This is a genomic window from Litorilituus lipolyticus, from assembly GCF_006439335.1.
GTDB classification, from domain to species: domain Bacteria; phylum Pseudomonadota; class Gammaproteobacteria; order Enterobacterales; family Alteromonadaceae; genus Colwellia; species Colwellia lipolytica.
Map to the genome: position 1 here is coordinate 187,586 of NZ_SAWY01000038.1, position 24,209 is coordinate 211,794.

20 protein-coding genes and 3 tRNA genes are annotated in these 24,209 nt (G+C 36.7%); 10 read left to right on the forward strand and 13 right to left on the reverse strand.

Translation table 11 applies throughout. From position 1 onward, the window contains the following. The first annotated feature begins 222 nt into the window (after positions 1-222). A complete protein-coding gene (locus EPA86_RS15820; protein WP_140605326.1) occupies positions 223-1,887 on the forward strand; it encodes a formate--tetrahydrofolate ligase in 1,665 nt (554 codons plus the stop codon). 130 nt (positions 1,888-2,017) lie between these two features. Here the strand turns inward: EPA86_RS15820 and EPA86_RS15825 are convergent, their stop codons facing one another. The 4 genes from EPA86_RS15825 to bamJ are packed head-to-tail and all read right to left on the reverse strand — an operon-like array spanning position 2,018 to position 4,534. After that, a complete protein-coding gene (locus EPA86_RS15825; RefSeq protein ID WP_140605328.1) occupies positions 2,018-2,923 on the reverse strand; it encodes a peptidoglycan DD-metalloendopeptidase family protein in 906 nt (301 codons plus the stop codon). Positions 2,924-2,951: 28 nt separating this feature from the next. Beyond that, complete coding sequence (locus EPA86_RS15830; protein WP_140605330.1) at positions 2,952-3,584, reverse strand: NAD(P)H-dependent oxidoreductase; 633 nt, start codon at positions 3,582-3,584, stop codon at positions 2,952-2,954. 31 nt (positions 3,585-3,615) lie between these two features. Continuing rightward, complete coding sequence (locus EPA86_RS15835; RefSeq protein ID WP_140605332.1) at positions 3,616-4,008, reverse strand: GFA family protein; 393 nt, start codon at positions 4,006-4,008, stop codon at positions 3,616-3,618. A gap of 52 nt (positions 4,009-4,060) precedes the next feature. Then, complete coding sequence (bamJ, locus tag EPA86_RS15840; RefSeq protein WP_140605334.1) at positions 4,061-4,534, reverse strand: BamJ family beta-barrel-assembly machinery protein; 474 nt, start codon at positions 4,532-4,534, stop codon at positions 4,061-4,063. Positions 4,535-4,743: 209 nt separating this feature from the next. Here bamJ and EPA86_RS15845 point away from each other — a divergent pair, with 209 nt between their 5' ends. Further along, entirely contained in the window at positions 4,744-6,579 is a 1,836-nt protein-coding gene (locus tag EPA86_RS15845; RefSeq protein ID WP_140605336.1) for a DUF885 domain-containing protein, read from the forward strand. 123 nt (positions 6,580-6,702) lie between these two features. On the opposite strand, the gene EPA86_RS15850 is transcribed toward EPA86_RS15845, so the two are convergent. Next, positions 6,703-6,885, reverse strand: a complete 183-nt coding sequence (locus EPA86_RS15850; protein WP_140605338.1) for a hypothetical protein — start codon at positions 6,883-6,885, stop codon at positions 6,703-6,705. A gap of 119 nt (positions 6,886-7,004) precedes the next feature. On the opposite strand from EPA86_RS15850, the gene EPA86_RS15855 reads away from it, so the two are divergent. After that, positions 7,005-8,111, forward strand: coding sequence for an NAD(P)/FAD-dependent oxidoreductase (locus EPA86_RS15855; protein ID WP_140605340.1), 1,107 nt, complete (start codon positions 7,005-7,007; stop codon positions 8,109-8,111). A gap of 3 nt (positions 8,112-8,114) precedes the next feature. Here EPA86_RS15855 and pbp4b read toward each other — a convergent pair whose 3' ends face one another. From pbp4b to murQ, 3 genes are all read right to left on the reverse strand, one after another. Then, the gene (gene pbp4b / locus EPA86_RS15860) at positions 8,115-10,550 is read right to left on the reverse strand and encodes a penicillin binding protein PBP4B (protein WP_246058429.1); all 2,436 of its coding nucleotides are present in this window, start codon (positions 10,548-10,550) and stop codon (positions 8,115-8,117) included. Positions 10,551-10,653: 103 nt separating this feature from the next. Further along, entirely contained in the window at positions 10,654-11,895 is a 1,242-nt protein-coding gene (locus EPA86_RS15865) for an exo-beta-N-acetylmuramidase NamZ family protein (RefSeq protein WP_140605344.1), read from the reverse strand. Then, positions 11,888-12,823: an N-acetylmuramic acid 6-phosphate etherase gene (gene murQ / locus EPA86_RS15870; protein WP_140605346.1), complete on the reverse strand. Its 936-nt coding sequence runs from the start codon at positions 12,821-12,823 to the stop codon at positions 11,888-11,890. Before murQ ends, EPA86_RS15865 begins: the two co-directional genes overlap by 8 nt. Before the next feature lie 165 nt (positions 12,824-12,988). On the opposite strand from murQ, the gene alr reads away from it, so the two are divergent. Next, positions 12,989-14,077: an alanine racemase gene (gene alr, locus EPA86_RS15875; RefSeq protein ID WP_140605348.1), complete on the forward strand. Its 1,089-nt coding sequence runs from the start codon at positions 12,989-12,991 to the stop codon at positions 14,075-14,077. On the opposite strand, the gene EPA86_RS15880 is transcribed toward alr, so the two are convergent. From EPA86_RS15880 to queE, 3 genes are all read right to left on the reverse strand, one after another. Next, a complete protein-coding gene (locus tag EPA86_RS15880; RefSeq protein ID WP_140605350.1) occupies positions 14,078-15,361 on the reverse strand; it encodes a GGDEF domain-containing protein in 1,284 nt (427 codons plus the stop codon). It abuts the gene before it with no gap. An 11-nt stretch (positions 15,362-15,372) separates the two neighbouring features. Continuing rightward, positions 15,373-16,371 (reverse strand): ABC transporter substrate-binding protein, encoded by a 999-nt coding sequence (locus EPA86_RS15885; protein ID WP_140605352.1) that lies wholly within the window; start codon positions 16,369-16,371, stop codon positions 15,373-15,375. Between the two features lie 91 nt (positions 16,372-16,462). Next, the gene (queE, locus tag EPA86_RS15890; RefSeq protein WP_140605353.1) at positions 16,463-17,140 is read right to left on the reverse strand and encodes a 7-carboxy-7-deazaguanine synthase QueE; all 678 of its coding nucleotides are present in this window, start codon (positions 17,138-17,140) and stop codon (positions 16,463-16,465) included. Positions 17,141-17,237: 97 nt separating this feature from the next. Here queE and queC point away from each other — a divergent pair, with 97 nt between their 5' ends. From queC to EPA86_RS15905, 3 genes are all read left to right on the forward strand, one after another. Next, a complete protein-coding gene (gene queC, locus EPA86_RS15895) occupies positions 17,238-17,894 on the forward strand; it encodes a 7-cyano-7-deazaguanine synthase QueC (protein ID WP_140605355.1) in 657 nt (218 codons plus the stop codon). A gap of 73 nt (positions 17,895-17,967) precedes the next feature. Next, on the forward strand, positions 17,968-18,921 hold the full coding sequence (locus EPA86_RS15900; RefSeq protein ID WP_140605357.1) for an ion transporter: 954 nt from the start codon (positions 17,968-17,970) through the stop codon (positions 18,919-18,921). A 180-nt stretch (positions 18,922-19,101) separates the two neighbouring features. After that, on the forward strand, positions 19,102-19,314 hold the full coding sequence (locus EPA86_RS15905; protein WP_140605359.1) for a hypothetical protein: 213 nt from the start codon (positions 19,102-19,104) through the stop codon (positions 19,312-19,314). Between the two features lie 221 nt (positions 19,315-19,535). Here the strand turns inward: EPA86_RS15905 and uvrB are convergent, their stop codons facing one another. Next, a complete protein-coding gene (uvrB, locus tag EPA86_RS15910; RefSeq protein ID WP_425462578.1) occupies positions 19,536-21,545 on the reverse strand; it encodes an excinuclease ABC subunit UvrB in 2,010 nt (669 codons plus the stop codon). Positions 21,546-21,550: 5 nt separating this feature from the next. Continuing rightward, the gene (locus EPA86_RS15915) at positions 21,551-22,930 is read right to left on the reverse strand and encodes an MATE family efflux transporter (protein ID WP_140605363.1); all 1,380 of its coding nucleotides are present in this window, start codon (positions 22,928-22,930) and stop codon (positions 21,551-21,553) included. A 647-nt stretch (positions 22,931-23,577) separates the two neighbouring features. On the opposite strand from EPA86_RS15915, the gene EPA86_RS15920 reads away from it, so the two are divergent. The 3 genes from EPA86_RS15920 (at position 23,578) to EPA86_RS15930 (ending at position 23,991) form a co-directional block, all read left to right on the forward strand. Continuing rightward, positions 23,578-23,653 (forward strand) — tRNA-Asn (locus EPA86_RS15920). 146 nt (positions 23,654-23,799) lie between these two features. Next, positions 23,800-23,875: transfer RNA gene (locus EPA86_RS15925), tRNA-Asn, on the forward strand. 40 nt (positions 23,876-23,915) lie between these two features. Then, positions 23,916-23,991, forward strand: a tRNA-Asn gene (locus EPA86_RS15930). Positions 23,992-24,209 lie beyond the last annotated feature (218 nt).

Genomic DNA, 24,209 nt, shown 5'->3' on the forward strand with positions numbered 1-24,209 from the left:
CTCTCAATTATAATGACTTAAAAGTAATGCTTATACCGGTATTGAAATAATCACTGCAAAGATTGTATACCTTTTGTTGTAAATCAAACTTTCGTTAATCATTTCAAGATAGGCTATGGGCAAAATATCATAAAAGATATGAATAGTGAGTATTATTTTTGATTATTACTACACTATAAACATTTATTACAACCCCTCTAACGCACGAGAAGGAAAATTTTTATGGCTACAGATGTTGAAATTGCTCAGCAATTTACTCCTAAACCAATTACTGAAATCAGCGATAACCTTGGTATTGCTCCTGAGCATGTTCTTCCTTATGGTCGTGATGTTGCCAAAATAGATCTTAATAGCTTAAAGCAGCCAAATGATAAGCAAGGCAAACTTATTTTAGTTTCTGCAACAACACCTACTCCTTCTGGTGAAGGTAAAACCACAACAACCATAGGTTTAGGTCAAGCATTCACTCAATTAAATGAATCTGTTTGTTTAGCATTAAGAGAACCTTCTCTTGGCCCATGTCTGGGTATGAAAGGCGGTGCTACGGGTGGTGGTTATAGTCAAATCATGCCAGGTGATAAAATAAACTTACACTTTACTGGCGATTTTCATGCAATAACCAGTGCTAATAATTTATTATCAGCAGCGATTGATAATCATATATACCAAGGTAATGCCTTAAGTATTGATCCTCGCCAGATAGTATGGCGTCGTGTCATGGATATGAACGATCGTAGTCTACGTAAGATAGTGCTTGGCTTAGGTGGTAAAATGCAAGGCATACCTCGCGAGGGTGGTTTTGATATTACCGCTGCATCTGAAGTAATGGCAATGTTATGTTTAGCAGATGATGCTAACGACTTAAAGGCACGCTTAGATAGAACCTTAATAGGCTATACCTATGAAGGTAAGCCAGTACATGCAAAAGACTTAAACATTACTGGTGCAATGATGGCATTACTACGTGACGCACTTCAGCCTAACTTAGTTCAAAGTTTTGAAGGTACCCCAGCTTTTGTTCACGGTGGACCTTTCGCCAATATTGCACACGGTTGTAATAGTGTGATTGCTACACGTATGGCAATGCATCATGCAGATTGGGCAATTACCGAAGCAGGCTTTGGTTTTGACTTAGGTGCTGAAAAATTCTTTGATATTAAATGTCGTATTGCAGAAATCGATCCTGATGCAGTGGTACTTGTAACCACAGTTCGCGCTTTAAAAATGCATGGCGGAAAAGACAAGAAGGATTTAGAAACTGAAGATTTAAGTGCCGTTGCTAAAGGCTTAGAAAACTTAGACAAGCACATTGAAAGTGTTGAATTGTTTAACAAGCACCCTGTGGTTGCATTAAACCGCTTTGCAACAGACAGTGATGCAGAAATAGCCCTTATTAAAGCAAGATGTGAAGAGCATGGCGTTTCTTTCGCTGAAACAACTCATCATGCAAACGGCGGTAAAGGTGCTATTGAACTTGCTAAAGCTGTTATGGAGTCGGTAGAAAAAAGTAAGCCATACCAACCGCTTTATGATTTAGATTTAACTGTAGTAGAAAAAGTTCGCAAAGTAAGCCGCGCTATGTACGGTGCTACAGATGTTGCTTTCTCTAAACAAGCTGAAAAAGATCTAAAACATGTTGAGCAGCTTGGTTTAACCCATTTACCTATTTGTATCGCTAAAGCACCTAGTTCATTATCTGATGATCCTACTTTACATGGTAGACCTCGAGATTTCGAAGTTACCGTTAGTTCGATTCAAATAAATGAAGGCGCGGGTTTCTTAGTTGTTTTAACTGGTAATATTATGCGTATGCCTGGCCTACCTAAAAAGCCAGCGGCTAACGATATCAAGCTATTAGAAAATGGTATTATTGAAGGGTTAGAGTAAATTACTAAACCTGATAAGTTAGTTCATTAATAAACGTTAGCTATACGAATAAAAGGCCATTGCTTAAGAGATTAAGCAATGGCCTTTTTTTAAAAAATTAAACTTTGAATGTGCGTTTACTCATATAAATTTACGGCTTAGCCTCAACAAGCATTCCAGCTTTTGGCGTGAAATATTCTCCATTGCCGTTTGAAAACTTAAAGGGAACAGATTTGAGTTTAAAACCATAATTCTTGCGAATAACGAAATGTAAATGAGGACCTGTTGAATAGCCTGACGAACCAGATCGCGCAAGTTTATCGCCCACTTCGACTTTATCACCAGGAGAAACGACTACTGTGTCTTGTAGGATATGAGCATACGTGGCAAATGTTCCATCAGTGTGCAAAACTTTGACATAATTTGCTTTATCAACAAAGTAGCGTGTTTTACCACTCATATGAAAGTTATCTTTTGTCGCCACAACCACCCCAGCTCTAGCAGCTGTAATATCTGTTCCAACAGGCATAGCAATATCTACAGCATATTTATTAGGTGTTTGAAAATGAGAGAATTTGCCATTAAATGATTGAGTAATCTTTAACGCTTTACCTGTATTACTAGGAAACTGATAAACACTGTGATCTACCTGAGCTTTTGGGTCGCCAGTAATCCAACGGTAAGTAAAATCAGGTTTGCTGAGTAAATTCTCAACTAACGTTTTACTTTTTTGCGCAGGAATAACTAAATATTGTGAAGCAATTTCATTGCCCGCGCTTTTTATTTCTATTTCAACAGGGATATAAAGTGGATTTTTAATAACAACACTATAGGTTGCATCGTGGGGAATAACATAAACTTTTGGTGCTGATTGGTTTTCTGCTTTTTCTTCTTTATAAATAAGCTCTTGAGTTTTTACATCATTAATTGGCGGTGTATCACTAAAAACCCATTGACCATTTTCATCTTTGTATTTATAAACTGTGCTAGCAAACGTTATGTCTGAAAAGCACAAAGATATGAATAAAATTAAAAAAATATGCCGTGAAAAGCGCATAAACTATCCTTACTAGAACTGAGCTAGTCTATTGCCCAAATGGATGTTTTACTGAAAGCTGAACGAGTTGCTCTCTTACTTCTTTTAACTGCTTAGCGTATACAAGTAAACTGGTTATCCCTACATCAATTCTTGATTGTACATTAGTATAACGTCCTTCAGCTTCAGGTTGCCAAGACTGTGTTAAAAAATCATCCACGTTTTGAACAATAGCGTGTAATGGCAACCACACTAAATGACTATTCTTCGCCGCATAAGCTTTTAATAAACTAATGGGATTGCTGCCGCCACCAGAAGCAGAAATACCTATAGCAAAGGCAGGTTTATGGCCAAGAGGTAATCCCCCAGCTGAACCATTGGCTGTTAGCAAAAGTAAATTTACTAACGCTGGAGGGATCATGCCACCCCACTCAGGTACAATAAAAACCACTGCGTCGCATTGATAAAGCTTTTCAAGAACTTGTTGTTTTTTAGATAAAAGAGCAGAATTTTCATTATTTAAAATTCCATAATGCTCAAGTAACTCTGGCCATAACGATAAATCTAATATATCTGTTTCAACATCATCTGTGTTTAACACTGGTATTTTTTGGATTAACTGACTAATCGCTGCACTGTTTGAGTTTGGCCTTTGGCTTGCGCTGATTAATAGAACTTTCACTCATTACTCCCTGTTGATGTTTTCATTTTATTTAGTCAGACGCACCGTGTAAAAATCTTTTACACTCATCTTGTATCGTTAACCAGCTCACTTGATCATCAGTATGTATATGATAAGTAGGTTTAACTAGATTAGCATTACCTAAAGAGGCTATGGTCAAAGTTGTATATTGCTGATAACGTGAATCACCAAATGTGACCGTAGAGCCACATTGCTGACAGAAACCACGCTTAACAAATTCAGAAGAGTGAAAATAAGTTAACTGGCCTTTAAGCCATTGTACTTGTTCACTTTTAAAATCCATCCATGCTACAACGACAGAGCCCGTCTGTTTACGACAAATACTGCAGTGGCAATAGTCAGCGGCAAAAGGCTCAGCTAACACACGATATCGAATCGCACCACATAAACAACCACCTTCCATTTACGCCTCCTAACTAAATCCAGCCAAATATGTAAAGCACTAGGTGTTAATATTATTTTATCTCGAGTAATTCAACGTCAAAAATAAGTAACGAGCCGGCTGATATTTTTCCCGTTGCGCTATTGCCATACCCTAAGTTGGCTGGGATATAAAAACGCGTTTTTTCACCAACCACCATCAATTGAACTCCTTCCGTCCAACCTTTTATTACTTGATTCAAACCAAAGCTAAGTGGCTCACCTCGTTCAACCGAACTGTCAAATACAGTGCCATCTAACAAAGTGCCATGATAATGCACAACAACTTTAGAACGCGCAGTAGGATGTTCGGTACCTGTACCTTGATTAAGCACCTTGTATTGAAGACCTGAACTCGTTTCAACCACACCTTCAGCGGTTTTATTCTCAGCTAAAAAACTTTTCGCTTCTGCAAAATTCTTTTTCAACGCCTCTTTATTGGCATTTTGACGAACAAAATACAAAATAACGATGGCGATAATGATAACTAACCAAAACAACTTACTCATAAAAATTCTCTGCTAAAAATAAATACGCATATTACGCAAATAGTCAGTAACTTACTATAGAGATTGACTAAAACGTATCGTTACATCAAACTTCGACTTTTCATTTCACTATCACAGTCATATAATAACTTAAATTGTATATTGTAGAAAATGCGATTTTATTGGCTGCGAGTTGCAACTCAATAAAACTATTAATAAAGAGGCGAATAATGAACAAATCTGTCATGGCACTTTCCATAGCACTTGCATTAACCACCAGTTTAACGGGATGTACTCATTCATCAAATAAAAGCTCCCCTGTAGTACAGGCAGAAAATACCCGACAGCTTGAAGCAAAAAAAGTTAATGAAATAGTAGAGCAATTCTTTACTGAGATGCTTGTACTGGACCCATTAACCGCAACTGAGGTTGGTGTTAACGACTATAACGACAGATTTATCGCCCCTATTTCAAAACAATCGATTGAAGAAAATATAGCTTTTGAACAAAAATACTTAAACCGTATAAGTGCAATAGATGTAAACCAACTCTCTGGCCAAGATTTACTCAGCTATCAAGTTTTCAAACGTGATCGCGAAGTTGCTATCGCAGGTTATGAGTTTCCAGAACATTATATTCCATTTAATCAGATGTACGGCATTCATAATGACTTTGCCATGCTTGGCTCTGGAGAAAGTTCCCAACCTTTTAATACTGAAAAAGATTACCGCGACTTTATGAAGCGTGCTGAAGGTTTTTCTGCGTATATGGACAGTACAATCTTATCAATGCGTGAAGGTTCTAAAAAAGGTGTTGTACTACCTAAAGCAATTATCAAAAAATTATTGCCACAATTTCAAACTCATCTAGTAAAAAATATTGAAGACAGTGTTTTCTATGGTCCTGTAAAGCAACTGCAAGCGAACACGAATATAAATACAAATGATAAAGAACGCTTAGCACGTGATTACAGCCAGATGATACAAAACGTTATCATTCCTACTTATCAAAAAACATTAAGTTTTTTAACGACAGAATATGCGCCATTAGGCAGTGACACCGTAGGCCTATCTCACTTACCCAACGGTAAAGCTTGGTATGATCATATGATCACACACCATACTACATTGCCTTTAACAGCAGACGAGATCCATGAGTTTGGTCAACAAGAAGTTGCGCGCATTTTAGCTGAGATGAAAAAAGTTAAACAAACGGTTGGATTTAAAGGCAACTTAGCAGAGTTCTTCACTTTCTTAAAAGAAGATGAACAATTCTATTTCTCAAGCCCCGAAGAAGTCATTGCCGCTTATGAAGGAGTAAAAGATAAAATTAACAGCCGAGTATCACAGTTATTTGAAGTCTTTCCTAAAGCTGACTATCAGGTAAAAGAAGTTGAAGCATTTAGAGCGGCTTCATCTGCTGGTGCCAGTTATCAAGCTCCGGCTCCTGATGGTTCAAGACCCGGTACTTTTTATATCAATACCTTTAATTTAAAAGCTCAGCCTAATTTTATTGTTGAAACATTAAGTATTCATGAAGCCTCTCCTGGGCATCACTTTCAAGCGTCAATTCAGCAAGAAGTAGAATCTTTACCTAAATTTCGAAAATTTGGTAATTTTACTGTCTATGAAGAAGGCTGGGCGCTATATGCTGAAAGTCTAGGTAAAGAAATGGGTTTATTTACCGATCCTTACCAATGGTATGGCCGATTAGTTGATGAGCAGCTTCGCGCAATGCGTTTAGTGGTAGATACAGGAATGCATGCGAAAGGCTGGACAAGAGAACAAGCAATTGACTTTATGACCAAAAATTCATCAATGGCTGATTCGGATATTGAAGCTGAAGTTGAACGTTATGTGAGTATACCTGGACAAGCACTATCATACAAAACAGGACAAAGAGCGATCCAGCAAATGCGCGAAAGTGCTAAAAAATCACTTGGTTCGGCTTTTGACATTAAAAAGTTCCACACTCAAATTTTAATTGATGGTTCACTGCCTATGCCCATATTAGCTGCAAAAATAGAGCGTTGGGTTGATGCACAAAAAGTCACTGCAAAGCACTAATTTCAGCTGCTTCACTATTGTTCCTGAACGTTAAGTTTATTGACGTTCAGGACATCTTCTAAGTTATTCGAATAATTCTTTGGTCTTAATAAGGTAAATCCAAACAATACCTTAACAAAGTAATCACTCCAAAAGCTCTAATAAAATCGTATATGAATTAATTCGACCAAAAAAACTTGTATTTGCTGTTAATGCCTTTACAGACCACCCTTCTTGGTTAAGTGATGCTATTTGCTCATTCAATGCTTTCATATCAATTTGATTTGACCAAAACGATTGCTTTTTAAACTCTAAAACGCGTTGCATATAACTTCCCTTTTAATTAAGCCCTAATAGATAGCCCTTTTACTTCTTACAAATAAAAGACTACTCGCTAGTCTAGTATTCTTTTATAGTAGTCTTTTTTTACCAAAAAATTGAGTTTTATGTATAGCACTGATGTACTTATTATAGGCTCTGGCGTTGTTGGTTTAGCCATTGCAGCAAAACTTAGTAAACACTACAAAAAAGTACTAGTCATCGATAAAAACCAATCATTTGGTGAAGAAACCAGTAGCCGCAATAGTGAAGTAATACATGCCGGTATTTACTATCCAGCAAATAGCTTAAAAGCGACACTGTGCGTTAAAGGTAAATCACTTCTCTATGAATATTGTAATAAATATCATATTCCTATTAATAATATAGGTAAATTACTGGTTGCCACTAATCGGAAAGAAGAGGATTACTTAGCTAAAGCTATTGAATTAGCGAAACAAAACAATGTTGATGATCTTAGCTGGGTAAGCCAACAATGGTTAAAAGCTAACGAACCAAGCCTAGGAGTGAAATCTGCAATCCTCTCACCTAGTACCGGAATCGTTGATAGCCATCAACTGATGTTAAGTTTTTTAAGGGAAGTTGAAAGCCATGGTGGACAGTTCGTTGGGAACACCAAGGTATTATCTATAAACCCGGTAGAAAATGGCTTTATTAGTACTATTAATAGCCTACAAGACACCTTTAAACTGCACAGTAAAATAGTTATAAATAGTGCTGGGCTACATAGTGTTGAGTTGGCAAACAATATAACATCATTAGCTAAAAAGCATATTCCCACACTTCATTATTGTCGTGGCTGTTATTTCAGTTACCAAGGTCGCAGCCCGATAAATCGACTAGTCTACCCAGTTCCTAGCGCTCATGGTTTAGGTATTCATACAACCTTAGACATGGCTGGAGGGTTAAAGTTTGGACCTGATACTCAATACCTAGACGATATCAACTATGATTGCCCTGAATCGTTAAGGCGTACGTTTTATTCTGCTATTAAAAACTACCTTCCTGACATTGAAGAAAACAAGTTGCAACCCGCTTACGCAGGCATAAGGCCAAAGCTTCAAGGTCCAAATGATGAAGCGCAAGACTTTATGATACAAGGAGCAGAGCAACATAACCTTGAGAATTTAATTAATCTATTTGGTATTGAATCACCCGGTTTAACATCAAGTTTGGCAATTGCTAACTTAGTATTCCAACGACTTGAACGTTAGCCGTTAATTAACGGTCTTATTTGTTAAAATGGCTTCATAAATAAGTGAAACCACACTACCATACTTGGCTGTTTCAAACGTTTTACCCAAAAAGTGAAACTGTTTGTCATCCCCAACAATGTCACTGTGGCGTGCATTGGTTAATAGTATTATGGCTAAATCATGCTTAGGGTCGATAACCGTTACTGTACCCGTCCAACCAGTGTGCCCATAGGCTTGGGCGCTAGCATATGGGCCAAAATGCCAGGCTCTATCACCATTATTTGCTCTGCGCCAACCTAAGCCAAAGCTACCATTACCATCATCAGGTTTAACAAATTGATCTAACACTTTCGCTGTAAACAACTGGGTTTCATTATAACCGCCACGGTTAAGTAGAGCCTGAGCTAAAACAGCTAGGCTTTCTGCGTTAGAAAATAATCCCGCATGTCCTGCTACACCACCTAATGAATAAAACGCCGTTTCATCATGAACTTCGCCTTGAAGTACTTGATGTCTAACATTATCAAAATGAACACGACCTCCCCTTGTGTTGCCAGCAATTTCTGTAGCTGCAAATTGGTTCTTATGCCAACCTTTTTGTAGAGGGTTATATAAAATACTGTCTAAACCCAATGGCTGATAAATAAATTGCTCAACATATTGATCTAAGCTTACCCCTGATATTTTCTCAATAAGCAAACCAAGTAAAATATAATTAACATCACTATAAACAGACGTCGTTTTACTACGGTTACTAAGCGGTACTTTATCAATCAGTAACTGTTGTGTTTGCTGCTTATTTTGCGAATAAAACATCTTACCTAGCTTATTGTTTTTATCGTAAAACTTTACTTGTGGTGTATAGCCACTACGATGAGTAAGTATATCTTTTACCGTGATAAACTCTCGGCCTTCCCCTTGGTACTCAGGTATATAGAAGCTTAAAGGTAAATCTATTGATAAACGTCCCTCACTGATCAATTTCATTAACGCGATATTCGTGGCAAACATTTTTGTATTTGAGGCAATATCAAAGACGGTATTTTTTTCCATCACTATGGGAAATGTTAGTAATGCTCCCTCATCATTATACTTACGCGCATAACCATAAGCAGTGTGCTTAATTATTTCTCCTTTGTGCTGTACCAATAACACAGCGCCCGGAAAGCCATTTTCGACATCATTGTTAATTAATGTATCTACTGCGGTAAAGTTATGGGCAGAGTTAGACCGATCAAATTTATTAGTACTAAACTTTTGCTTAGTTAAATCTGGATATGGGATGGTAATTGTTAATTTTGCCCCTTCAGGTTTTATATTTTCAACCATCAAAGTATTGTCACCGGTATGGGTGCGTCTTTTTAAACTGTAACGATAACGCTTATGAGGAATTAAAGGCTCTGCAATAGATAGTTTTTCACCATTAACAAACATGTCTGCAGATGTCGCAGAAATATTATCAATAATGATCTCACCCGCTCCCTGATAAGCTTTAAATGATGCTCTATTATTTACTAACGCTCTGCTACTGGGATTTTGTTCAGGAAATGTTTTGACCACTTGGCCTCTTTTTATCGCAAAATCAGTAGCAGGTTTTATTTGTAACTCATTGTGGTAATGCATTGTTAATGCGTTTAAACGCTGTGGAAAATATTTTTCTATTAAGGCAAAAATAGTCGCAGCTGTTCGTGCATCAGCTGCTTTCGTTAAATGCCACGGCATAAAGTGTTGTTGAAAAGCAAGTACTACTGCTTGAGTTTGTGCATTTTTATAACCCGTTGATTCAATGGCATAACCATAAGTGTTTAACGCTTTTTGAATGAGTGCAAGACTCGGTAAACGAACATTAAATGTTTGGTAATACTTCATCATTACCTCTTCGTCATACCAAGCTCCTATACCTGATTGATATAATTGAAACCACGGAAATCTGGGTCCAGGATCACGCTTTCTCATAGGAGAAATATCGCTATGCCCTACAATTGCCGTTGGAGATATATCAGGGTTTTCAGCTAATATCTTTTTTAACAAATTAATAAGCAGTTCAATTTGCTGTGCTTGAAAATCGGGAAAAAAACAAACGGGCTGTTGCTTTACCGTAGTCAAAGGGGACTCCACTGGCTTACAGTGAGCTTCATTAACTAATTCAATACCGATAGACTGGTCGTTCAAATTTTCTCTATTTTGCCAGGCACTTTCGCCAGAGTGCCAAGCTCTTTTATCTTCACTAACTAACTGAATAACCTTTAAATCTTCTTGATGATAGGTGGCATCATGTAATTGTGGAATAAAATAATGAGCACTTGCTTCACCTTGGCTGGTTAATGCATTTAAAGAGTCTTGATAATTTCCTGCGGTATAATGTAATACTACAAATTTAATACGCTCACTGTAGTTCTTTGATTTGAGTGAAGGCTGTGGTTGAGAGGTACAATTTGTCAGAAAAAACACTGACATTAAAATAGTCCATAGACTTTTACGCGTGAAAAAAAACTTCCCTTTACGGTACATAATTATAACTACCCTTACACTCTTGAGGATATTCAATCATCACTATAACCTAGTGATATAACAAATACGGTTGTCTTTGTGTTTTAAACAGCTGCAATGGCACTTGCCAACTAGCCTTAATTTCTTGTTCGGTTTTACCAGAGATAATGGCGTTTCTTAGCTTATCTGTTCCGCTTAGTTTATCCATAAAATCAGCACGATTAAAAAAAGTTAGTTGCTGATCTTTAAAAGCTTGATGCCATTGAATAATATAGGATAAATCTAAGCCCCCTGCTGAAACATTTCGTAAATCCTGCCCCTTTAATTGTTTATCCATCAATTTAGGCTTAAGTGCTGCGCCTGGTGTTGATTTAGGGGTAAAATTAAAATCATCTAAATGTATTGTGTTATGACCAATAACTTGAAAAGGAAACGAAGTACCCCGACCTATACTCACAGGTGTTGCTTCAAAAAAACCTAAAGAAGGATATAAAGCAATAGCTTGTTGATTAGGTAAGTTAGGGCTAGGCTTAATTGGTAAATGGTAGCTATCTGACTTTAGATAATTAAGCACTTTCACTACCTGTAAGGATAATGTTTTTTGAGTATTTAACCACTGTTCACCAACAAACATTTGAGCTAACTCGCCCACAGTCATGCCATGTAGTAACGGAATATTATGCATACCAACAAATGATCTAAATTCAGACTCTAATATAGGACCATCAACATATGCTCCATTAGGGTTTGGTCTATCTAGTACAATGAAATGAATATTAGCATCTGCGGCTGCCTCCATCATGTAATGCATTGAGCTGATATAAGTATAAAAACGAACCCCAACATCTTGAATGTCAAAAATAATCACATCAAACGATGCTAATACTTCTGGTGTTGGTTTTTTATATTTGCCATATATTGAAATTATCGGTAATTGTGTTTTACTGTCGGTGGCATTCTTAAATGTTTGACCTGCGTCTAAATTACCTCTAAAACCGTGCTCTGGTGCGAATACGGCTTTAATATTCACGCCTTTCGCTAATAGTACATCAACCAAATGTTGCTCTTTAACCACAGAAGTTTGATTAACCACTAAGCCAACACGCTTACCTGATAACTGGGGCAGATATTGAGAAAATTGTTCAGCACCAACAATAACTGATTTCGCATTAGCACTATTTATAGATAAAAGAGTAAAACATACACAAACAATACAGTAAGTGATAAAAGGTAATAGGTTTTGCTGGTATTTTTCAATCAAATACGCATCGCACACTTCAAAGTTTACTGCTTTATTCTCATTGTTATTCATTGTTCGCAATCGCTCGTCTTAAAAAACCCTGCTCTTGTGAAAGAGCTTTTTCTGCTTGTTCTGCATTTAGCCCAGTGAGTACCATCAAGCTGGCCGTTTTAGTTTTATGATTCGCTAAGTCTAACGCGTGCTGCGCCGTTGATTCATCACACTCCGTTGCCTGCATAACAATACGTACAGCTCTCGCGTAAAGTTTCTCATTACTGGCATTCACATCAATCATTAAGTTTTTATAACTTTTACCACAGCGGATCATACTAGCCGTTGTTAACATATTAAGTACAAGCTTTTGTGCTGTGCCTGATTTCATTCTTGTAGAGCCAGTTAATACCTCAGGCCCAACCTCAATACACAAATTTACATGGCTGTCTTGAGCAAAGCGCTCATTTGGACTACAACTTATACCCACGACTTTGGCATTAACAGAACGCGCATACGCCATAGCAGAAAGCACATAAGGGGTTCTACCACTTGCCGCAATACCCACAACCACATCTTGCTCATTCACTTGTTGCGCCTTTAAATCATGAATAGCTAACTCTTGGCTATCTTCAGCACCTTCTACAGCTTTATACATTGCTTTTTCACCACCAGCTAGAATACCTACGACTTGCTCAGAAGAAACACTAAAGGTGGGCGGACATTCAACCGCATCGAGTACGCCAAGACGACCACTGGTTCCAGCCCCAATATAAAGTAGACGCCCACCCGACTTAAAACTTTCAACTATTAAATCAACTGTTTGTGCAACTTCAGGCAGAATATCTTTAACAGCGAGGGCAACTTTTTGATCTTCATTATTTATCTTTTTGAGAATATTCAATGAATCAAGTAAGTCTATATCAAGTGTCTCTGGGTTTTGCCCTTCTGTGGCAATTGATTTTAATGTTGTTACTAATTTTGTTTGCGATTCTAATTCGTCACTCATCAACTAAGACCCTGTTAGCTCAGATAAATACTGTTATTCATAATCTCTAATGGTACACTGATACACATTCATAGGATATTTATTTACCTAGTATTTTTTTGGTTCATTCCTAGTTAATAACTAGTTATTAATACCGTTTTTTTAGTGATGCTTTTTCTCTGCTTTATGACCTATATTTCTCGTAAAACACAAGCCGTTATTGATTTAACAGCCCTACAAAACAATTATCAATATATTTCCACTTTAGCGCCTAACAGTAAAACAATGGCAGTGATAAAAGCTAACGGCTACGAACATGGCGCGATTGAAGTAGCCAAAGCACTTGAAGAGCAAGTACCTTGCTTTGCTGTAGCCTTTGTTGATGAAGCGATACAATTACGTAAAGCAGGAATTAAAACGCCCATTCTAGTGTTAGAAGGGCCTTTTCAAGAAAGTGACTTTGCTATTGCTATCCAGCATGACTTATCTCTGATGTTACACACAGCTGCGCAAATAGCTTGGCTTAATAATGATAAAGGTACGTATCGCAGTGATATTTGGTTAAAGATTGATACCGGAATGAATAGGTTAGGATTTAGAGTAGAAGATGCGCCTGATGTTATCGCGTTATTAACTGAAGAACACCGCAAAAAACTAATTATATGTAGCCACTTTTCTTGCGCCGAAATCAAAAACAACCCTAAAACTGCCAAACAAATTACGCAAGTCAAAGCGTTGGTTGAACAATATGCTTGTCAATATAGTATGGCTAACTCTGCAGGCATACTGAATTGGCCCGAAAGTCATGGTCACTATAATCGCCTTGGCCTTGCGCTATATGGGGTAAGCCCAATTGAGCAATGCGATTTAGTTGAGCCCCTTGAACCCGTGATGACCTTAGAAGCAGAGATAATCGCCATTAGAAAAGTAAAAGCAGGTGAAACTGTTGGTTATGGCGATACATGGCAAGCAGACCGTTCATCAATCATTGCGGTCATAGCTATTGGTTATGCCGATGGTTACCCAAGAAATGCTAAATCAGGTACACCAGTCTATGTAAATGGCTCAATCGCGTATTTGGTTGGTAGAGTTTCTATGGATATGATCACTATTGATATTACCGATTTACCTAAGGTGAGCGTTGGCGATAGCGTTGAATTATGGGGTAAAAATATTTCGGTAGATACGGTCGCTAAATACTCTGATTCTATTAATTACGAACTGCTAACGCGTTTATCTTCAAGGTTACCAAAAACCTTTATTAACAGAGGGTAATTAATGCAAAGCTGACTGGGATAATACTTCAACCCTGTTTCTTCCTCTTTCTTTTGCTATATACATAGCTTTATCAGCATCACCAATTAAGTCCTCAAAGCTCTCATGATTGGCTGATAATGAACTTACTCCGATACTTAAAGTCAGCTTTACAAGCTTACTGTTATTTTTAATTGGCTGTTGGGCTAATAACTGTTGAATACGGTTTGCTATATCTACTCCACCATCAATATCACACTCAGGTAAAATCACAATAAACTCTTCACCACCATATCTAGCTAAAAAATCAATGTCTCTAATTGCTTCATCACATATGTTACAAACATGTTTTAATACCTCGTCTCCGAACAAGTGGCCGTACTTATCATTTATGCTTTTAAATAAATCGCAATCAAGTAATAAAATAGTCAGCTGATTGCTACCACGTATACCACGTGAGTACTCCATGTTACCACGCTCAAATAAAGCCCTTCTGTTAGCAACTTTGGTTAAAGGATCTGTGTCTGATAACTGTTGAAGTACTTTAGTCTTTTCCTCTACTATTTTCTTCATTGCCTCAAGAGATACTGTGTTCTCACTTAATTTACTGTTCATTGCATTAAACGCTTTAGCGATACTTTCAAATTCATCAGTATGATGAGACAGTGTGATTTCTTGAAAATTACCACTATGATTTGCTTCAAAGGCTTGTTTGACTTCTTTTAATGATAAGGTAAAAATTTTTGATAGCTTTATCCCACCAACAATGACAATTAAAAAACATAATACAAAGGTAAAAATAATCACTATTACTTGCTGTTTAATAACTTGATGAATGTCTTTTTTAACAATAGATGATAATTGCACAGAGTCAGAACGAATTGATTCTAATTGTGTCATTAGTCTTACTTTAAAATGATTTTGAACTGACGAATTAACAGCCTTACTTCTGCTTAAGGCTATTTGATCAAAAAGGTGCCGTACATTTTCATTTTGGCTTTTTAGACTTTGCTGAATGGTTTTTTGAGGTGCAGTTAACTTTGGCGGAAATTTTAATAACGTTGACAGTTTATTTTGCCAATATAACCAACTATCGTCATTATAATTCATTGCATAAATATCATCGCTGATCATTAATTGCTTCAATGTATTCGTATGGTTATCAACTTTCTGGGCATAGTTTTCGCGCTTAAATGCTAAATCTATCGTGATAGAAGACCAAAGAATGCTTATTAACAAAATGGTAAAAATGACAGCACAAATCACAGAAAATACTATAATTTGTTGAGATAAATTTATCTTCATGTCATTAAAGCCTATAAAGAGATATTCACTGCAAGTGGGTCCACTTGTAGCATTGCTCTACTGTCTAAAAAGTTATTAATATTCGGTATATCTTTTAAGTTCATCATTTGTGTTTCATTTATCCAAATAGCCTGAGATTTAATAGATAGGAGCAATGACTGATTTAATGCCAGTTTAAAAATATAGTCTGGCCAAACCCATGCAATAAAATCTGGAGTTAAGCCTAGTTCACTCATGACAATTTCTTGAGCTTTTTTAGGATGTAATGCTATATAATCAATGGCTGTATTTAACGCCTCTAATACACATTTAGCTTTTTCCACATCATAGTTATCTGCTTGTTTAGAGATTAGATTAAAGCTTAGCGTATTCAAGTTTTTAGTATCATGCACAATAACATCATCGCCAAGTTGCATAGCACTTTGATAGGCAAATGGCTCCCACGGTGCGATAGAGTCAACTACATGATTAACAAAGGCACTATTTAGGTGCTCGGGCTTAAAATGATGTAATTCCACTTCATCTATCGAAACACCATGTAACGCTAAAAGAGTACTTAGAAAATATTCACTCGCGGTACCTTTTGTTACACCAATTTTTTTGCCTTTTAAATCTGCAATCTTAGATATGTTTGCCGAAACACGAGAAATTAGCTTCACATCATTATCCGAATGAACAAACATGGCATGAGAAACAAACTCTTTATATAAAAGGCTTTGAAATGCAATCACTGAGTCAGAACTCGTGCCAAAATCAGCTTCACCGTTCATCACTTTGGAGAAAGCCGCTTGCCCGCCAATAACTGGCTCAAAGGTTACAGACACACAAGTAGCCTCGAAAGCATTAATCGCTTTAGCTACATAAAAAGGTGAAGATAAAGGAGTTTTAGATACGGCTATAACAATGGGGTATTGCTCTTTTTGCCATAAATGCTTGGCATTTACATATAGCAAGGCAAAAGCACCAAAGACGATGCTACTGATGACAATTATTGATATTTTATTCCCCACAAGACTTCATCCCAATTGAGCCTATTAACTAGTATAGAAAACAAATACCTAACTTGCTTAATTGAATTTGAAACAGCTTATTTTTATAAACTTACTCTATACCAATATATTTGTGAACTTGAATTGATAAGCGCCAGTCATTTTCTATACAACTAGCAATAGCAAGCTCTGTAGCTCTTTGCTTCTGGCTTATCGGTTGTAGATAAACAGGAGTCGTTGTCACTTTATGTTGTAATAGTAATGACTTTAAATCATCAATATGTTGTTCAGTTGCCACTGGGTGTTTAATTTCATTCGCTCTTTTCATTGCACTCGATAATATTTCATATCCACCACGCATATTTACTTTAGGTGACACAGTTACCCAGCACGAGTCAGTAGTTCGTATTTCAAAGGTTCCTGATGTTTCAATTTGAGTGCTAAACCCTGCTTGTTCAAGTCCTTGACATAAAGGTGTTAAATCAACCATACAAGGTTCACCGCCAGTAATTACAACATGTTTTGCTTTAAATTTTTGTTGAACGATTAATGTGAGTATTTGGTCTACGCTTAAATCTGACCATTGCTCAGTTTCCGCTGATTTTGCAAGTAGCTTATCGGCTGAAATTTCTAATGACGGTTCAATATCCCAAGTATGCTTAGTATCGCACCAAGAACATGCAACAGGACAGCCTTGCAAGCGAATAAAAATAGAGGGCTGGCCAGTATATGATCCCTCCCCTTGGATCGTTTGAAAAAATTCATTAATTTTATAATTAGTAAGGTTCACTTTCTGCTTTAGCCTATGGTTTATTTAAAGTAAAATACTTTTGCTATTTCAAGCAACACGATAACTGTTAATTATTATACCTCAAGAGACTCTACAAATGGCTGAAAAAGTTGTTGTTATTTATTCAGGTGGCATGGATTCATTCACCGTATTAAACCGTGCAATAAAAGATGGTAAACAAGTTTACGCACTTTCGTTTGATTACGGCCAACGTCACGTTAAAGAATTGACTTGTGCTAGAACGGTTTGTACTCAACTTGATATTCCACATAAAGTAATTGATATATCTGCAATAAATGAATTGCTAGCAGGCTCATCTCTAACCGATGACATAGAGATTCCAGAGGGGCATTACGAAGCAGAGAATATGAAATCAACCATTGTACCTAATAGAAACATGATTTTATTATCCCTTGCTGTTGGCTATGCCGTCTCCGTTGGTGCTGGGCAAGTTTATTATGGAGCTCATTCAGGTGACCATGCCATTTATCCAGACTGTCGACCAGAATTTGTCTTAAAGATGAATGACGTATGTAAAATTGCTAATTATGAGAGTGTTGAAATTTTTAGTCCCTATTTAGAAGTGAATAAAACAGCTATCTTAACTGATGGTATCGCAATGGGTCTTGATTATAGTAATACTTGGACCTGTTATAACGGCCGAGAAAAAGCCTGTGGTAAATGTGGTGCCTGCCAAGAAAGATTAGAAGCTTTTGCTGATAATAATGTCAATGATCCAATCAGTTATGAATAGATAAACACTATTGATTGGCTTCTTTACAATAACTTCACGCTCGCTTTTATAATGACAATTAATAAGGAATACAATGTCAGAGGCACAACTTATTTCAAATAGCAGTCTCAGGGCTAAGACATATCAATTATTAGAAAGCGAAACGCAGAAAAGCTTAGCGGCTAAAGCGGTCACTTTCTTTCTTATTTTTTTGATTCTTGCGAATGTTTCTGCCGTTATACTCGAGTCTGAAGCTGACTTTAATCAACAATTTCGTCAGCAATTTTATTGGTTTGAAATAGTTTCTCTGTCTATTTTTTGCATAGAATATTTACTTCGCATATGGTGTTGCGTTGAATCAAGCAAGTACCGACATTTATCTCCTGTAAAAGCACGATTAAACTACATAACTACCCCTATTGCTATTATTGACTTTATAGCAATTTTGCCTTTTATCATCGCCGTACTTTTTACTATCGATTTAAGATCTTTAAGGTTGTTAAGAGTTTTAAGGTTATTAAAACTCACCCATTACTTTAAAGGGTTTAATATTTTCATCACAGTTATCGCCAAAGAGTTCAAAAGCCTTGTCGCAGCGATGACAGTTATATTTGTATTGATCATTATAGCTGCCAGTCTAATGCATATCATTGAAGGTCAAGCGCAACCTGAACAGTTCGGTAGTATTCTTAAATCTATATGGTGGGCAGTAGTAACAATGACAACTGTCGGTTATGGAGATGTGGTCCCAATAACAGGTTTAGGAAAGTTAATATCGACCTTTATCATGTTAATTGGCATTGGTTTAGTTGCCCTTCCGGCAGGTATGCTCGCTGCACGTTTTGGTGAAGAGTTAAGAGAACGAAGAAATAAGCTTAACCTACAAATAGAAAAAGCCCTTTCAGATGGACATTTAGATCAGCAAGAGCTTAAGGAATTACACAATCTTGCTGAAAAGCTCGACATTGACGGCAAGGCTCTTAGACAAAGCATTAAGCAAATTAAAAAAGGACATCCATCAGGAAAATGTCCACATTGTGGAAAATAAATACACTATTCTAGAGCTTATAGATCACTACCAGCTTATATATGTTTAAGTTTTTAAATGACTTAGTTAGCTATAGATTATTATCTTCCATCAAAGTTTTTTTAATAGAAATTCCTTCTAACCCTTGATATAGCTTGTTCTAGACTTAAAAGGTGTTTAGTGAAATGTTAAGGATTTCTTATGTGTGCCACTTGGAAACACCCTGCAAAACGTTTAATGAAAATGATCGATGCAAATAAAGAAACACAAGCTCATATGTATTTAGAGCAATTTCTCTTATTTCCCGTCGATGTACAAGACAGTATCATTGAAGATATTAGCCATTTATCAAACTGCAATAGTGATGCGGTAGCCAATATCATCGGTAATCATGCTATGGTCGATTTAAGGTGACTCTTCCAATAAATATAAGGTATACATTAAGTAATCAAGCTCAGGTTAACAAATAGCTTTAAAAGCTTATTTTACTGACTTTAATGATAATTTCATTCTCAATCGACTTAGCATTGACCAATGTTTTTATCCTGCTCTAAGTAAAACTGAAAACTTAAGTTTAACATAAAAAAATGAGCTTAATTCTTAGTATATTAAGCTCTATTTAAACATAGTTATGATTAACTCGATAATTGTTGAGTTCTTAATTTAGCAATTTTATCTCGAATAGCTGCGGCCTGTTCAAACTCAAGATTTTGAGCACATTGCAACATTTCTTTTTCAAGCTGCGCAATTTTATCGTCTATTTCTTTAGTTGACAGTAATGGTTCATCTGCCTTGTAATTAGCCGTTGCCTGTGCGACTTTATCAAGCTGTTTAGCGTCACTATAACCATCAACATCCATTACATCAGTGATCTTGCGAATAACCCCTTTAGGGACAATATTATTATCAAGGTTATATTGGTGTTGTTTTTCCCGTCTACGCTCTGTTTCATCTATTGCTTTACGCATTGAACCCGTAATTCTATCCGCGTATAGAATAGCTTTACCATTTATATTTCGAGCGGCACGGCCAATAGTTTGTATTAAAGACCGCTCTGAACGTAAAAAACCTTCTTTGTCTGCATCTAGAATTGCCACTAGAGAGACTTCTGGCATATCTAAACCTTCACGTAACAAGTTAATGCCAATTAAGACATCAAATTTTCCAAGACGAAAATCTCGAATAATTTCCATACGTTCAACGGTATCTACATCTGAATGTAAGTATCGCGTTTTTATACCGTGCTCATCTAAATAGTCAGTTAAGTCTTCTGCCATACGTTTGGTTAATGTAGTGGCTAAAACACGCTCATTTAAAGGTACACGCTTATTTATTTCTGAAAGCAAGTCATCGACTTGAGTTTCAACTGGGCGCACTTCAATTTCTGGATCAAGTAAACCTGTCGGTCTAACGACTTGTTCAGCAATATCACCTGATGATTTCTCTATTTCATAATTACTCGGTGTCGCTGATACATAGATAGTTTGTGGTGCTAACGCTTCGAATTCATCAAACTTCATTGGTCGATTATCTAATGCCGAAGGTAATCTAAAACCATATTGAACTAGGTTTTCTTTACGTGAACGATCACCTTTATACATAGCGCCAATTTGTGGCACTGTGACATGAGATTCATCAATAATGAGTAAACCATCTTTAGGTAAGTAGTCAAATAAAGTAGGTGGCGCTTCACCTGGCTCCCTACCAGAAAGGTACCTTGAGTAATTTTCAATACCCGAGCAATAACCAAGTTCAGTCATCATTTCAATATCAAACTGTGTTCTTTGGGTAATTCGCTGCTCTTCAACTAACTTATTATTTTCTTTTAATTGCGCAGAGCGATCTTTTAGCTCTACCTTAATTGAGTCAACAGCCGCAAGTATCTTTTCTCGTGGTGTAGCATAGTGTGTCTTGGGGTAAATAGTAACTCGAGCAAGTGTTCGTTCCACTTGACCCGTGAGCGGATCAAATTGGCTTATACGCTCAATTTCTTCATCAAATAATTCTATCCTTAATGCAAGGCGATCAGATTCAGCTGGAAAAACATCAATAACATCTCCCCTAACCCGATAGGTCGCGCGAGCAAAAGCTACATCATTTCGAGTATATTGTAGCTCAGCTAAACGCCTTAAAATATCACGTTGGTTAATGATGTCACCAACACTGATATGTAACATCATTTTTAAATATGAATCAGGATCACCTAAACCATAAATTGCCGATACAGAAGCAATAATAATGACATCACGGCGCTCCAATAATGCTTTAGTTGCAGATAAACGCATTTGTTCAATATGCTCATTTACTGAAGCATCTTTTTCTATAAAAGTATCTGTGGTTGGTACGTAAGCTTCAGGTTGATAATAATCATAATAAGAAACAAAATATTCCACAGCATTTTCAGGAAAGAATTCTTTCATTTCACCATACAATTGCGCAGCTAACGTTTTGTTAGGTGCAAGCATCATGGTGGGTCGATTAAGTTTTTCAATGACATTCGCTATAGTAAAGGTTTTACCGGAACCTGTTACACCTAGTAATGTTTGATGAGCTAATCCAGAGTCGATCCCGTCCAATAACTGCTTGATAGCCGTAGGTTGATCGCCACTTGGTGTGTAATCTGATTCAAGTGTTAAAGATTTCACGATGTTTAAGCCTTAGATAAAACGCAGTCTTGAGTAAATTGCTTACTGAACAGTCGGTATGAAATTGCTGCCATTACAACATTCCCTAATAATGCACCTACAAAAAATCCTGTCAAATCATAAAAATAGCTTCCTATGTATGCTAAAGGTACATAACAAATAAATAATCTAATGATACTCAATACCAGTGCTACCATAGGTTTATGCAAAGCATTAAAAGACGAATTCGTTAAAATGATAATTCCTTGAAGGCCGTAGCCTAATGGCAAGATCCATATAAACAATTTTATGATATCGGCAACTGCCTCTTCTTTAGCGAAGATATTTGCAATTAAAGGCGCACTAACAACAAGCACAGCAAAGATAACTACCTGCCAAACTAACACAAACTTCACTGACACTTTATAAGCTTCTTCTACTCTGTGCATTGAACCTGCACCAAAGTTTTGACTAATAAAAGGTGGTAATGTCATCGACATGGCAAGTACAACAAGGCAAGCAATTGACTCAATTCTAGAGCCAACACCAAAAGCTGCGACTGCTGATTCACCGTAGGTTGCAACAATAGCAGTCATAATAGCTGCAGCAATTGGCGTTAACATATTAGCGCCAGCCGCAGGTAAGCCAATTTTTAAAATATTTTTACAGGCAGGTAATAAATTTTTTATCGTAGAAAAATGGGTATGAATTAAATTTAACTTTTTCGTTAAGATATTTAATACAAATATCAAACCAAATATCCAAGAAAGTAATGTAGCAATTGCCGCACCTTGGATCCCCATAGCAGGAATCGGGCCTAAACCAAATATAAAAATAGGATCTAATATTGCATTAATTAAGCCTGCACTCCCCATAATAATACTTGGTGTTTTAGTATCACCAGAGGCTCTTAAAATGGCATTACCGATCATTGGCCCTATTAAACATACACTGCCAATGTACCAAATATCCATGTATTGATGAATTAATGGCAATAATTGTTCTTGTGCACCCAAAGCAGTGAATAATTGGTCCGTAAATAAATAGCCCACAACAGATAATGCAGCAACGATTACTGCAGCTAAATACATTGCTGCTGTTGCAGAATCTTTAGCTGCACTGTGATCTTTTTTGCCAAGGGATCTGGCTATAACAGCTGAAGTACCAATACCTAAACCAATGGTCAAACTAATAACGGTAAAAGTTACAGGAAAAGTAAAGCTTATTGCAGCTAAGGGTTGAGTACCTAATAAACTGACAAAGAAAGTATCAATTAAATTAAAGGTCATTAATAAAACCATGCCATAAATCATTGGAATGGTCATACGTTTTAAAGTACTGCCTACGGGATCTTCGAGTAAATTAACTGGCTTTTTGCCATGATCTGATTTTGTAGTTTTGGTCATTAAAAGTTTCAATAATAAAGAATAAAAGCAAGACGGACGATATTGTAAAAGAATAACTGTATTATATATAGTTATAGGCTTAGCTTGACGGAATTTATTTTTAATAGCAAAGCAAAAAACGTAATCAAATATTTTTAAACGCTTTGATGTTACCAAGCCTTTAAATTAATTAAACTTTTTAATCCCTTTCAAATGAACACCTATAAGCAATATTTAACACACAGAAGTATCAATAAAACTCCCCTTTGAACAAAAAACACTCCATTTAGATAAAAAAACAACAAACCTCTGTAGGTCATTGTATTTATTATAAAAAATAAAACGTCATAAACTCATTGACTTTGCTGCAGCCCATATGGTTTATAAATGTTATTTATCGTTACAGTTTAACTCACAAAGTTATCCACAACTTTGGTGGATAAGTGTTAATAGTTTTATAAGGTAAAACAAGTTAACTGTTAATCAAATGGAAGCGTTCAAATTCACTTCAATTGTTGCATTTAAAACAAGCTTAGTGAGCATATTTCAAGCAAACAAACTGATAAATCATTTTTTTATGATTTTAGTATTGACACTAGCGCCACAGGACTTTAATATTCCGCCCCGTTAGCCAAGATGGTTAGCAAGCTAATCGAAAGAAAAGCAATTCCCCAATAGCTCAGTTGGTAGAGCGATGGACTGTTAATCCATGTGTCACTGGTTCAAGCCCAGTTTGGGGAGCCAAATTTAAAAATTGGTGATTAATGTAAGAGCGGTAAAGCGATGTACTGTACTCTCTTAATAACAGCATGTGTCACTGATTGGTTCTCAAACCCAGTTTGGGGAGCCACATTCAACTTCACTGATAAACAGAAGTTAAAAAAGTTTATTCCCCAATAGCTCAGTTGGTAGAGCGATGGACTGTTAATCCATGTGTCACTGGTTCAAGCCCAGTTTGGGGAGCCACATTCAACTTCACTGATAAACAGAAGTTAAAAAAGTTTATTCCCCAATAGCTCAGTTGGTAGAGCGATGGACTGTTAATCCATGTGTCACTGGTTCAAGCCCAGTTTGGGGAGCCACATTTAATGTGAAAATAAACCTGCTTTTAGCAGGTTTTTTTTCGCCTGCAATTTACCTTTCTACTATTTCATCTTCATAAACACTTCATACAAAGCCAGTATAAGTGCAAAGTTCTCGTAATAGCTCATTAGAAGAGCGATGGACTGTACTCTCTTAATAACAGCATGTGTCACTGATTGGTTCTCAAGCCCAGTTTGGGGAGCCACATTTAATGTGA